The sequence below is a fragment of the Streptomyces hesseae genome, assembly GCF_031845785.1.
GTDB classification, from domain to species: domain Bacteria; phylum Actinomycetota; class Actinomycetes; order Streptomycetales; family Streptomycetaceae; genus Streptomyces; species Streptomyces hesseae.
Genome location: NZ_JAVRFI010000009.1, coordinates 75,655 through 87,859 on the forward strand (window position 1 = coordinate 75,655; position 12,205 = coordinate 87,859).

At 71.6% G+C, this 12,205-nt stretch carries 13 protein-coding genes and 1 pseudogene; 5 read left to right on the plus strand and 9 right to left on the minus strand.

Annotation, left to right across the window (positions count from 1 at the left end):
* Positions 1-48 precede the first annotated feature (48 nt).
* Positions 49-285 (minus strand): annotated as a pseudogene (locus RM609_RS16310) (SCO4848 family membrane protein); the annotation flags it as partial.
* 112 nt (positions 286-397) lie between these two features.
* Between RM609_RS16310 and RM609_RS16315 the strand changes: the two are divergent.
* The gene (locus tag RM609_RS16315; protein ID WP_311611807.1) at positions 398-1,876 is read left to right on the plus strand and encodes a D-alanyl-D-alanine carboxypeptidase family protein; all 1,479 of its coding nucleotides are present in this window, start codon (positions 398-400) and stop codon (positions 1,874-1,876) included.
* Here the strand turns inward: RM609_RS16315 and RM609_RS16320 are convergent.
* The 3 genes from RM609_RS16320 to trpS all read right to left on the minus strand — a co-directional run bounded on the left by RM609_RS16320 (position 1,854) and on the right by trpS (position 4,520).
* Positions 1,854-2,738 carry a YihY/virulence factor BrkB family protein gene (locus RM609_RS16320; RefSeq protein WP_311611565.1) on the minus strand — a complete coding sequence of 295 codons (885 nt, stop codon included), beginning with the start codon at positions 2,736-2,738 and terminating at the stop codon, positions 1,854-1,856. The genes RM609_RS16315 and RM609_RS16320 overlap by 23 nt on opposite strands.
* Complete coding sequence (locus tag RM609_RS16325) at positions 2,711-3,325, minus strand: 2'-5' RNA ligase family protein (RefSeq protein ID WP_311611567.1); 615 nt, start codon at positions 3,323-3,325, stop codon at positions 2,711-2,713. The genes RM609_RS16320 and RM609_RS16325 overlap by 28 nt, the downstream gene beginning before the upstream one ends.
* A gap of 175 nt (positions 3,326-3,500) precedes the next feature.
* A complete protein-coding gene (gene trpS, locus RM609_RS16330; protein ID WP_311611809.1) occupies positions 3,501-4,520 on the minus strand; it encodes a tryptophan--tRNA ligase in 1,020 nt (339 codons plus the stop codon).
* Between the two features lie 114 nt (positions 4,521-4,634).
* Between trpS and rocD the strand changes: the two genes are divergently transcribed.
* Positions 4,635-5,843 (plus strand): ornithine--oxo-acid transaminase, encoded by a 1,209-nt coding sequence (rocD, locus tag RM609_RS16335; RefSeq protein WP_438828456.1) that lies wholly within the window; start codon positions 4,635-4,637, stop codon positions 5,841-5,843.
* On the opposite strand, the gene RM609_RS16340 is transcribed toward rocD, so the two are convergent.
* Entirely contained in the window at positions 5,785-6,828 is a 1,044-nt protein-coding gene (locus RM609_RS16340; RefSeq protein ID WP_311611568.1) for an Lrp/AsnC family transcriptional regulator, read from the minus strand. The two genes, rocD and RM609_RS16340, sit on opposite strands and share 59 nt — an antisense overlap.
* Before the next feature lie 84 nt (positions 6,829-6,912).
* On the opposite strand from RM609_RS16340, the gene RM609_RS16345 reads away from it, so the two are divergent.
* Complete coding sequence (locus tag RM609_RS16345) at positions 6,913-7,791, plus strand: class I SAM-dependent methyltransferase (RefSeq protein ID WP_311611570.1); 879 nt, start codon at positions 6,913-6,915, stop codon at positions 7,789-7,791.
* Here the strand turns inward: RM609_RS16345 and RM609_RS16350 are convergent.
* From RM609_RS16350 to RM609_RS16360, 3 genes are all read right to left on the minus strand, one after another.
* The gene (locus RM609_RS16350; RefSeq protein ID WP_311611572.1) at positions 7,739-8,968 is read right to left on the minus strand and encodes a glutathionylspermidine synthase family protein; all 1,230 of its coding nucleotides are present in this window, start codon (positions 8,966-8,968) and stop codon (positions 7,739-7,741) included. The two genes, RM609_RS16345 and RM609_RS16350, sit on opposite strands and share 53 nt — an antisense overlap.
* A 9-nt stretch (positions 8,969-8,977) precedes the next feature.
* Positions 8,978-9,316, minus strand: coding sequence for a hypothetical protein (locus RM609_RS16355; RefSeq protein WP_311611573.1), 339 nt, complete (start codon positions 9,314-9,316; stop codon positions 8,978-8,980).
* Positions 9,317-9,381: 65 nt separating this feature from the next.
* The gene (locus RM609_RS16360) at positions 9,382-10,131 is read right to left on the minus strand and encodes a serine hydrolase (RefSeq protein WP_311611575.1); all 750 of its coding nucleotides are present in this window, start codon (positions 10,129-10,131) and stop codon (positions 9,382-9,384) included.
* 73 nt (positions 10,132-10,204) lie between these two features.
* On the opposite strand from RM609_RS16360, the gene RM609_RS16365 reads away from it, so the two are divergent.
* Positions 10,205-11,029, plus strand: a complete 825-nt coding sequence (locus RM609_RS16365; protein WP_311611812.1) for a hypothetical protein — start codon at positions 10,205-10,207, stop codon at positions 11,027-11,029.
* A gap of 149 nt (positions 11,030-11,178) precedes the next feature.
* On the opposite strand, the gene RM609_RS16370 is transcribed toward RM609_RS16365, so the two are convergent.
* Entirely contained in the window at positions 11,179-11,625 is a 447-nt protein-coding gene (locus RM609_RS16370; protein ID WP_311611577.1) for a hypothetical protein, read from the minus strand.
* Positions 11,626-11,893: 268 nt separating this feature from the next.
* Between RM609_RS16370 and RM609_RS16375 the strand changes: the two genes are divergently transcribed.
* A complete protein-coding gene (locus RM609_RS16375; protein ID WP_311611578.1) occupies positions 11,894-12,205 on the plus strand; it encodes a helix-turn-helix domain-containing protein in 312 nt (103 codons plus the stop codon).

Genomic DNA, 12,205 nt, shown 5'->3' on the forward strand with positions numbered 1-12,205 from the left:
CGTAGAAGGGGGAACGGGCGTACGTCCCGGGAATGGGTCAACCGGCCGCTATGAGCTACGCCGCAGCGCCCTGACGCCACGCAACCCGATGAGGCCGACAGCCGTCCCCAGAAGAAAAGAAGTGATCGCGAGCAGCAGGTGGACCCAGAAGTACGCGGTCGGGGAACCCGCGTCGTCGAAGGCCAGTCCGCTGCCGTCCTTCCAGAGATTTTTCACGAAAGTGACCCAGATGACCCAGCTCCAGGCGCCGAACGCCAGCAGGAACCACGACACGGGACGGGAGAGGGTCGCGGGAACCGGTGCCGGAGCGGAGGGGGCCGACGGAGCGGGGGCCTCGGGCTCGGTGGGGGAAGCATCGGTGGGGGAAGCAGGGGAAGCGTTCGCCATGGGTTTCAGTATGCGTTCCGGCGCCGGCAATGGTCCTATCGGGTCCTCGGCGGGCGCCCTCCGTGAGGCGCCGTCCCGGTCGACGGAGCGTGGCGGTACGTTCACCAGCGTGCCGACGACGACATCACACCCCCCGCGGTACTCCGCGACGCCCCGCCGCCGCTGCGCGGCCCTGCTGGCGGCCGGTGCCTCGCTGTTGCTCCCGCTGGCGGCCGCCGCCCCCGCCCTCGCCGTTCCCGCCCCGGGCCCCAGCGGCTCGCCGGCGGGCTCCCCCGGTGCCCCGGCGACGCCCGGCGCCTCGGCGACCCCCGGCAAGCCCGCCGACGGCAAGGCCAAGCCCCCGCCGAAGCGGCTGCCGCCCGCCAAGATGTCGACGGTGGGCGGCGAGCTCCTGGGCCGGCCCGGCCCGCAGGTCCAGCTGGGCCCCGGCGCGCCCGAGCTGCCCCGGGAGCTCAGCGGGAACTCGTGGCTCGTCGCGGACGCCGAGACCGGTGACATCCTCGCCGCCAACAACGCCCACTGGCAGCTCCCGCCCGCCTCCACGCTGAAGATGCTCTTCGCCGACACGGTGCTGCCGAAGTTCCCCAAGGACAAGAAGCACGAGGTCAGGCCGTCCGACATGGAGGGCATGGGCGAGGGCAGCAGCCAGGTCGGGATGAAGGAGGGGCTGAGCTACTCCGTCCACGACATGTGGATGGGCGTCTTCCTGCGCTCCGGCAACGACGCCGTGCACGTGCTGTCCGCGATGAACGGCGGCGTGGCCAAGACCGTCCGGGACATGCAGGAGCACGCCGACGAGCTCCAGGCCAACGACACCCATGTGATCACGCCCGACGGCTACGACGCCGAGGGGCAGGTCTCCAGCGCCTACGACCTGACGCTGTTCGCCCGCTCCGGCCTCCAGAAGGCCGACTTCCGCGAGTACTGCTCGACGGCCCGGACGCAGTTCCCCGACGAGGACCACCCGGGGAAGACGAAGGAGATCGTCAACACCAACCGGCTCCTCACCGGCCAGGACGGGGTGCCGGCCTACAAGGGCATGGCGGGGGTGAAGAACGGCTCCACCACCAACGCCGGCAACACCTTCACCGGCGTCGCCCAGCACGACGGCAAGAAGCTGCTGGTCACCGTGATGAACCCGGAGACCAAGGAGCGCAACCAGGTCTACAAGGAGACCCAGTTGCTCCTCGACTGGGGCTTCGAGGCGGCCGGCCACGTCAAGCCGGTGGGCGTGCTCGTCCCGCCGAAGGGCGGCTTCCCCGCCGACAAGGGCGCTACGGGCGGGCAGTCCCCGCAGGGCGCCCAGGCCGCCGTCACGGGCGGCGGCGACGGCATGTGGACGGCCGTCGGCCTGACGGGCGGGGCGCTGGCGGTGCTGGCCGTGGCCGGGTTCGTCGTCAACCGCAGGCATCCGCTGCCGGAGCGGGCGCGACGCCGCGCGGGCGGTCACGCGGCCCCGCCGCAGCCTAAGAACCCGCCGAAGGAGTAGCCGGCGAGCGCTTCTCTCCGTGCCGCGTGGCCGCGTCGTCCGTGGCGGTCCACGCGGCACAGTAGAGCGTGAGCTTCGCCGTGAAGTTGATCCACAGCAGTAGGGCGATCGGGGTGCCGAACGCGCCGTACATGCTCCTGGCCGCCACGCCCCGCAGATAGCCGCTCAGCACCAGCTTGAGCAGCTCGAAGCCCACCGCCCCGAGCAGCGCGCCGGTGACCAGCCGGCGCCGCTCGGGCTGGACGCCGGGCAGCCGTGACAGGACGTAGAGCATCAGCAGGAAGTCCGCGAGGACGGCGATGCAGAAACCGAGGGCCGTCAGCAGCCCGCCGACGCCCTCCAGCCCGGCCCGCTCCACGACCCAGCCGACCGCGGCCGACGCGAAGGCCGAGCAGCCCGCCGACAGCAGGAAGACCCCGCCGAGGCCCAGCAGCAGGGCGCCGTCCTTGACCTTGAGGAGCAGGATGTTCCCGGGGTCCTCCTCCAGCTCCCACACCACCCGCAGGCACTCCCGCAGCTGACCGACCCAGCTGACGCCGGTGAACAGCAGCAGGGCGCCCGCGACGAGGCCGACCGTGCCGGCGTTGTCGGTGAACGTGCTGATGTCGAGAGCCCCGGAGGGCACCTGCTCGGCGATCCGCCGCTCCAGGTCCTTGGTCTGCCCGTCGCTGAGCACGGCGGCGGCCACGGCCGCGCCGAGGGTGAGCAGGGGGAAGAGCGCGACGAAACTCGAGAAGGTGATCGCGGCGGCGAGCCGCGTCCACTTCACACGATCGAGGGTGGCGTACGCGCGCCAGGCGTGCGTACGCATCGCCTTCGCGACGAGGGGGCCGATCAGGGGCAGCCGGGTGAGCCAGTCCATGAGCTACGGATACCCGTGCCTTCCTGCCGGGGCACCGCCGGGGTCACATCGTCGGCCACGCCGTCGGTCCCAAAGGGAAAGTCGCGCTCGAGGCGCCAGATACCGTCCTCTCCCTGCTCGTAGAGGGCGAAGCCCTCGATCGTCCACTCCGCCTCGTAGTCCGCGAGCTCCGCGAAGGCCCGGTCCATGGCCTCCTCGGCGATGCCGTGGGCCACGGTGACATGCGGGTGGTACGGGAACTGGAGCTCCCGCGCGACCGGGCCCGACGCGTCCCGCACCCGCTTCTGGAGCCATGCGCAGGCGGCCGAGCCCTCGACCACGTTCACATAGACGACCGGCGAGAGCGGCCGGAACGTGCCCGTCCCCGACAGCCGCATCCGGAAGGGGCGCCCCGCCGCCGCGACCTCGGCGAGGTGCCGTTCGATCGCGGGGAGCGACGAGACCTCCACCTCGGTGGGCGGCAGCAGGGTGACGTGCGTGGGAATGCCGTGGGCGTGCGGGTCGCCGAAGCCCTCGCGGCGCTTCTGGAGGAAGCTGCCGTACGGCTCCGGGACCGCGATCGAAACGCCGAGCGTTACGGTCCCCACTGCGTTCTCCCTCCTGGCGCCTGTACGTCCCCGTGGTCAGTGTGACGGCTGCGCCGCTCCCACTGCCAGATCTCCTGGTCCCGCCCGCCCGGGATCAGGGGCCCGACGTGCGCGGACGCCGGTGAACCGTATCCGGATGGCTCAGCGGCCGGCGGGGCCGCCGAAACGCGACCGGTCAGTGCTTGGCGGGCAGGAAGCCCACCCGGTCGTACGCCCGGGCCAGGGTGTCCGCCGCGACGGCCCGGGCCTTCTCCGCGCCCTTGGCCAGCACCGCGTCCAGCTCGGCCGGGTCGTCCAGGTACTCCTGGGTACGGGCGCGGAAGGGGGTGACCCACTCCACCATGACCTCGGCGAGGTCGGTCTTGAGCGCGCCGTAGCCCTTGCCCTCGTACTTCCGCTCCAGCTCGGCGATGGTGGTGCCGGTGAGCGTGGCGTAGATCGTGAGGAGATTGCTGACGCCCGGCTTCTTCTCGGCGTCGAAGCGGATGACCGTGTCGGTGTCGGTGACCGCGCTCTTGATCTTCTTCGCCGAGACCTTGGGCTCGTCGAGCAGGTTGATCAGGCCCTTGGGGTTGGCCGTCGACTTGCTCATCTTCGCCGACGGGTCCTGAAGGTCGTAGATCTTCGCCGTCTCGCGGACGATGTGCGCCGACGGGAGGGTGAAGGTGTCGCCGAAGCGGCCGTTGAAACGCTCGGCCAGGTCGCGCGTGAGCTCGATGTGCTGGCGCTGGTCCTCGCCCACCGGCACCGAGTCCGCCTGGTAGAGGAGGATGTCGGCGACCTGGAGGATCGGGTACGTGAACAGGCCGACCGTGGTGGCGCCGGCGCCCTGCTTGGCGGACTTGTCCTTGAACTGCGTCATGCGCGAGGCCTCGCCGAAGCCGGTCAGGCAGTTCATCACCCAGCCGAGCTGCGCGTGCTCCGGGACGTGGCTCTGCACGAACAGCGTGCAGCGCTCCGGGTCCAGCCCGGCGGCCAGCAGCTGGGCGGCCGCGACACGGGTATTGGCCCGCAGCTCCTTGGGGTCCTGCGGCACGGTGATCGCATGGAGGTCGACGACCATGTAGAAGGCGTCGTGGGACTCCTGCAGAGCCACGTACTGACGGACCGCACCGAGGTAGTTCCCGAGGTGGAACGAGCCTGCGGTGGGCTGGATACCGGAGAGAGCGCGCGGACGATCAAGGGCCATGCACAACATTCTCTCAGGTGCGGGAGCGGACTCGGTTCAGCTGTGGAAAACCGCGCCCACCGAGGGTGTACGGCGGGTGTACAAAGGCGTCAGCATCAGCCCCGGAGTGGAACGGAGCACATGGTGACCGCCACGGAACGCAGCATCGCCGCCGCCGAGAAGTACAGCGCGCACAACTACCATCCGCTGCCGGTCGTCGTCGCGACCGCGCAGGGCGCCTGGATGACCGACGTCGAGGGCCGCCGCTATCTCGACATGCTCGCCGGATACTCGGCGCTGAACTTCGGCCACGGCCACCGACGACTGATCAACGCGGCCAAGGAGCAGCTCGACAGGGTGACCCTGACCTCCCGGGCCTTCCACCACGACCGCTTCGGCGAGTTCTGTACCGAGCTCGCGGAGCTGTGCGGGATGGAGATGGTCCTGCCCATGAACACGGGCGCGGAGGCCGTGGAGACGGCCGTGAAGACCGCCCGCAAGTGGGGCTACCGCGTCAAGGGCGTCCCCGACGGCAAGGCGAAGATCGTCGTGGCGGACAACAACTTCCACGGCCGTACGACCACGATCATCAGCTTCTCCACGGACGAGGAGGCCCGGGCGGACTACGGTCCGTACACGCCGGGCTTCGAGATCGTCCCGTACGGCGACCTGGCGGCGCTGGAGGCCGCCGTCGACGAGCACACCGTGGCCGTGCTCCTGGAGCCCATCCAGGGCGAGGCGGGCGTCCTGGTGCCCCCGGCCGGCTATCTGGCGGGCGTCCGCCGGGTCACGCGGGAGCGGAACGTCCTCTTCATGGCGGACGAGATCCAGTCCGGGCTGGGCAGAACGGGCCGGACGTTCGCCTGCGAGCACGAGGACGTCGTCCCGGACGTCTACATCCTGGGCAAGGCGCTCGGCGGCGGCGTGGTGCCGGTCTCGGCGGTCGTCTCCTCGCGCGAGGTGCTGGGCGTCCACAAGCCGGGCGAACACGGTTCCACCTTCGGGGGGAATCCGCTGGCGTGCGCGGTGGCCCTGGAGGTCATCGCGATCCTCCGCTCCGGCGAGTACCAGGAACGCGCGGCCCGCCTCGGCGACCACCTCCACCACGAACTCGGCCTCCTGGCGGGCGGCCCGGCCGTCACGGCCGTCCGCGGCCGGGGCCTGTGGGCGGGCGTCGACATCGCCCCGGAGATCGGCACGGGCCGCGAGGTCTCGGAGCGGCTGATGGCGCGCGGGGTGCTCGTCAAGGACACCCACGGCGCGACGATCCGCATCGCCCCGCCGCTGGTCATCAGCAAGGAGGACCTGGACTGGGGGCTGGAGCGGCTGCGGGAGGTGCTGACGGGCTGAGGTGCCGACGCGGGCCGAGCAGCGCCCCCGCGCGCTTGACGTGCCGGGTGACGAGCGCGGTCTCCGCGCCCCGCACACCGGGCAGGGCGCCGACGCGGACGGCGAGGTAGTCGTAGAGCGCGTCGGCGTCCTTGACGACGACGATCGCCATCATGTTGCTCGGCCCGGTGACGGCCGCGGCGTACGCGACCTCGGCGTGCCCGTCGAGGGCCGCGCCGACGGTGCCGAGCTCGGCCGGGGCGACGCTCAGCCACAGCACGGCCTCGCAGGCGAACCCGTAGAGCGCCGGGTCGATGTCGACGTCGAAGTACAGCACCCCGGTGGCCCGGAGCTCCTCGATCCGGCGCCGGACGGTGGACTCCGACCAGCCGGTGGCGGCGGCCAGTTCGGGCACGGCGGCACGGCCGTCCTGGGCGAGGACGTCCAGGAGGCGGTGGTCGGCGGCGGTGGGTTCCCACCGGGCCGGGTTCACGGCGGGCACCGGAGGGGACAGCTCCGCGACCTGCCGCGCGTCGAGCGCGTCGGTACGTCCCGGCCACCCGGCCGTACCGGCGACCGGGCGCAGGAAGCAGTGGGCGGTCACTCCGGTGATCCGCGGTGTCCTGGGCAGCTTGGACAGCAGCAGGCTCCCGGGTCCCGAGCCGCCCTGGGCGCGGGTGATACAGGTGATCTCCGTGCCGCCGGAGGCGAGCCCCACCCATGAGGTGTCCGCGCGTTCCGCCAGCGTGGCGGCGATCGCGGCCGAGGCGTCGGGCGTGCACTGGATCCGTACGCCCCAGTCGACCAGTCCGAGGCTCCGGGCCTCCGGCAGCCCGACGACGCGCAGCGCGCCGTCCACGCGCAGCCGGTGGTAACGGCGGGCGACCGTACGGTCCGAGGTGCCTAGGACGGCGGCGATGCGGCTGAAGGAGGCGCGTCCGTCGATCTGGAGGGCGTGGGCCAACTGCCGGTCGAGGAGGTCGAGATCGCGTATGACGGATTCCACCGGAAGACGGTATCGGATGTCGGATTCCGTCACGGTGCGGGCAGTTGAAGACGAGGGGTATCGATGCCGGGGAGGGTCGTCGGCATGAAGCAACACGACGAACTCGATCCCGTCGCGCGCACGGCGCTGCTCACCGCGGCGCAGCGGGCCCGTGAATCGGCCAGGGCGGACGCTCTCTTCCGCGACCCGTTCGCCGCGGCCCTGGCCGGGCCTCCGGGCATGGCCCTGCTGGACGACTTCGGCGACACGCCGCTGCTCTCGGTCCGGACGCGGTTCTTCGACGAGGCGGTCAAGAGCGCGGTGGGGTACGGGGGTCCCCACCGGCTCGTGATCGTCGCGGCGGGGATGGACACCCGGGCGTACCGGCTGGGGCTGTCCGGCGATGTGACGGTCTACGAGCTGGACCGGCCGGAGGTCCTGGCCCGCAAGGAACGGCTGTTGGGCGGCGCTGTCAGGCCGACGTGCCGGCGGGTCGGCGTGGGTGTCGACCTCGCGGCGGCCGACTGGGGCGAGGCCCTGGCCGACGCGGGGTTCCGGGCGGCCGACGGGCCGACGTGCTGGCTGGCGGAAGGGCTGAACCAGTACCTGGCGGAGCCGGACGTGCTCGCGCTCCTCGACCGGATCTCGGCCCTGTCCGCGCCGGGCAGCCGGCTCCTGACCGACTTCGTGCCCGCCGCGTTCCTCTCCGCCCCCGAGGCCCGCCCGCTGCTGCGGCTGATGGCGGAGTGGGGCGCGCCGTGGCGGTACGGGACGGACGACCCCGGGGCGCTGCTCGCTGGGTTCGGGTGGCGGGCCGGGGTGCGGTCGTTCGCCGAGGTGGGCGAGGAGTTGGGGCGGTGGCTGCCGGGCGGGCGGGAACTTTCGGGGTGGCTGGTGGAGGCGACGCGCCGGCCCGGTGGGGGCGGTGCGGTCACCCCTCCGGGAGGATCACGTGGGGGACGAAGCGGGCGTACCCGTCCGTGACCAGGCCCGACGACTCCCGGATGCCCAGACCGGCGGGCTCGCCGTCGACCACCCAGGCGCCCAGCACCACGTGGTTGCCGTCGAAGTCGGGGAGCGGGGCGAGTTCCTGGTAGCAGCAGGGTTCGTCCCGGGTCGCGGGGGCCTCCCCGGCCGTCTCCCCGACCGCCTCCCCGGCCGGGTGGAGGGTGACGCCCGCGCCCTCTCGCCCGAAGAGCGGCTTGGCGGCCCAGCCGCCTTCGCGCGCGAGTTCCCGGGGGCCGTCCAGATAGGCGGGCAGCAGATTCGGGTGCCCGGGAAAGAGTTCCCAGAGCACGGCCAGCAGTGCCTTGTTCGACAGCAGCATCTTCCACGCCGGTTCGATCCACAGCGTGGAACCCGTACCGCCGCCGTTGTCGAGCGTGTCGAGCACGTGCGGGCCGAAGTCGTCCTCCGCCAGCCATTCCCAGGGGTAGAGCTTGAAACAGGCCCGGATGAAACGGAGTTTCTTGTCGACGAAACGGCCGGAGAGGCCGTCCCAGCCGATGTCCTCCATGGAGATGACGTCCGTCGCGATGCCCGCCTGTTCCGCCGTCTCACGGAGATAGGCGACGGTCATCAGGTCCTCGCCCAATTCATCGCCGATGGAATGCGCGAAATGCACGGGCGCGCCGGGCGGCAGCAGGCCCGCCTGGCGGCGCCAGGTGTCGACGAGCCGTTCGTGGAGGGAATTCCACTGGTCGGCGTCGGGAACGCCGGCGAAGCGTTCCTCCATCCAGAACCACTGCGGACCGGCCGCCTCCACGAGGGACGTCGGGGTGTCGGCGTTGTACTCCAGCATCTTCGCGGGGCCGCCGCGCCCGTCGTAACGGAGGTCGAAGCGCCCGTAGAGGGAGGGGAGTTCATCGCGCCGGTGCCAGGACTCGCCGATCAGGGCCATGAGCCGGGGGTCGGTGAGGCCCAGGTCGGCGAAGCGGTCGCGTTCCACGATGTGCGCGGCCGCGGCCAGGCACATCGTGTGGAGCTCCTCGACGACGTCCTCCAGTGCCTCGATCTCGGGCAGCGTGAAGGAGTAGTACGCGCTCTCGTCCCAGTACGGCCGCAGGGAGCCGTCCGGCTCGCGGGTGAGCGGATAGATCAGGCCCTGTTCCTCGACGGTGTTCTGCCAGCCGGGGCGAGGGGTGGTGCGATGGCGGCGCATGTCCCAGGATCAGCCGCCGCTCGAACCGGAATGGTCCTTGGAGGAGGAACAGCCGAATCCGCCCCGGGAAACGGCCTTGCTCTTGTCGAACGTTCCGGTCTTGGCGCGACTGCCGGAATCGCCGGAGTTGTAGTACCAGGTGCCGGCGGCGTGACCGCCGCTGCCACCGCTCTTCTTGCAGGACTTCGAGTCGAGGACCTTGTAGCCCTTCCCCGCCTCGTAGCTGTTGCGGTCGACGCAGCGTTTGTCCGGTTCGGATCCGCAGGAGGTGAGGGCGGTGGCGAGCACGCCCATTCCGCCCAATATGACCGTGCTGGACCGCAAACGCCGTCGCGTTTTCTTCTCCATGCGCTGACGCCCCCGTCGCGTGAACAGTTCGAAAGTCCGTCCACCCTAAACCGGGGTACGGAAGATCATTTCGCGAGGGTGTGCCGGGCCTCCCAGACCCGTGCGGAGATCCGTGCCAGCAGACGGGCGGCGGGGTCGTCGACATCCTCCCCATTGGCGAGGGGCCCGGTGTAGCAGACGGCGATCGTGTACGGCCCGGCGTCGGGCGGGTGGACGACAGCGGCGCTGTGCCGCACCCCGGGGAACCAGCCGTTCTTCCCCGCCAGCCGGGTCCCCGGCGGCAGCCCCGCCGCCAGGTCCACACGGTGGACATTGCCCTCCAGCAGGGCGAGCAGCTCCGGCTCCAGCGACTCCAGCAGCCGGACCAGATCCCCCGCCGTGGCCAGGTTGCGCACACCCGCCGCGCGCCCCGGCGCGTCCTCGATTCCGCGCGGCGTATCGCTGCCGCGCGCCCCCGCCCGCTCCCACACGCGGGCCACGGCCTCGCGGCCGGCCTCGGCGAGGCAGAGATTGGTGGCCAGGTTGGAGGAGTGCGTCACCATCCGCCCGGCGAGCCAGCGCAACGACGCGGTGCCGCCGAGCAGTTCCCATGGCTCGTCGTCGCTGTCGTAGGACCGCTCGTTGGCGAAAGAGGCGGTTCCCGTCACAGAGACGAAACGATTGACGACCGGAATCCGCCTGTCCAGGTCGGCCCCGCCGCGGTGGAGCGCCGCGAGCACGGCCACCTTCATCGTGCTCGCCGCGTCATGCGGCACGTCCGGGTTCCGCTCGACGACGGGAGCGCGCCGCCAGGGCGCCACGACCAGTGAAAGCACGAGTCGACTTTAGGGTCCAGGCCCAGGCTCCGGGAGACTCCCTCGCCCTACAGTCGGAGACGTGATCCTCGGCATGCTCTGCGCACTCGGCACGGCGGTCTGCTTCGGCACCGCGTCCGTCCTCCAGGCCGTAGCGACCCGGGCCACCGCGCCCGGCACGGGCTCCGGCGTCGATCCGATGCTCCTGATGCGGGCGTTGCGTCAGTGGCGCTACCTCGCCGGGCTCGCCCTGGACGGCGTGGGCTTCCTGCTGGAGCTCGTCGCCCTCCGCACCCTGCCCATCTACGCGGTGAGCGCCGCCCTCGCCGCGAGCCTGGCCGTCACCGCCGTCACGGCCTCACGCGTGCTGCGCGTGCGGCTCAGCGGCATGGAGTGGGCAGCGGTACTGGTGGTGTGCGGCGGGCTGGCGATGCTGGGCCTGTCCTCCGGCGCGGAGGGCACGGGTACGGGCGACACCGCGCTACGCGTCGGTGTCCTGGTCGCGGCGGTGGGCGTCCTCGCCTTCGGCGCGGCGGCGGGCCGGGCCCGGGGACGGGCGAGGGCGGCGGCCCTGGGCCTGGGCGCGGGCTTCGGCTTCGGCGTCGTCGAGGTCTCGGTGCGTCTGATCGACGACTTCGCGCCCTCCGCCGTCCTGACCAACCCCGCTGCTTATGCCTTGCTGATCGGCGGCGGAGCGGCGTTCCTGCTCCTGACGTCCGCGTTGCAGCGCGGCTCGGTCACGGCCGCGACGGCGGGCATGGTCATCGGCGAGACCCTCGGCCCGTCCTGGGTGGGCGTCGCCTGGCTCGGCGACCGCACACGGGAGGGCTTGCTGCCGCTCGCCGTGACGGGCTTCGCGCTGGCGGTGGCGGGCGCGCTGGCGCTGGCGCGGTTCGGGGAGGCACCGGCGGAGGAGTGACCGTTGCCCTTCCGGCGGACGGATTCAGCAGGTGTGAGGCCGAGGCGGGTGGGGTAGGCGCTGCCATGTCGTCGGCAACGACAGCGGGGCGACCGGTCGGCCGTAAGGCCGCCGATCGCCCCGCCCCACGCCTGGGGTGTGGCCAGTGGCTAGTCCTGGTCGATCCCGCGCGCGTGCTCCAGGGTCCAGGTCTCCTGGAACTCCGGCTTCGGCGGCACGACTTCGATCTGGGCACCACGGTGACCCGCCCGCAGGGCGAGGCCCTTCTCGTTGAGGATCTTGACGCCGCCGAGCACGCCTTCGAACGTGAACTTCGCCAGCTCGGCGCGGGACACGTTGTTGACGAAGAGCTTGTCTTCGGCGATCACCAGACCGGCGGTGTCGTGGCTGGCGAGGCGGATCACATACGGCGAGCCGGGTACGGGCTCGGCGGGCTCGATGATCCACTCCTGCTCGATCGGGAGCGGGTTCAGCCGGTCGACGATCACGGGCGCGCCGTGCTTCACGGCGTGCTCCGTGGCCGTCACCAGGGAGGACGCACCGATGATGTGCGCGTGGATCTTGTAGATGCCAGGCCTGATCGGGATCGGAGGCATGGGCGAGACGTCCCTTCTCTCACGGTCCACTTCCACCGACGGCAGACCGCCGCCGGCGCACGCCCTCCACCCTTGCGGCGCGTCCGGGCGCCGCCTAGGGCGGGATGTCGCCAAGGCGATTACGGCGCGGAGTGATCGATCGCGCTTACGAATCCGGTGCCCGGGGGCGCCGACCCGAGTCACCCGATCAGGCGATCGCCGCGTGATTCCATCAGCGAGCGCGGGCTCTGCCCCTAACGTCCCGGCGGTGGAGCAGTCAGGAGTCACTGTGAGCGCGGGGCACCACACCTCATGGAAGATTCCGGAAGCACACCGGGCCGATCCGGCGTACGTCGAGGCGGGCGCCGCCATCGCTCTGGGCCAGGCGGTCTACGACCGCCGGATGGCCCTGGAGATCGACCAGGGCACCCTGGCCGAACGGACCGGGATATCCCTCGCGGACATCGAACGGATCGAAGGCGGCGGCACGGCGCCGACGTTCCCGCTCCTCCGCGTTCTTGCTGCCGCGCTCGACGCGAAGCTGGATGTCTCCGTCGACGTCGAGGACACGCGCGTGGCGTTCACCCCGCACACCGCCTGA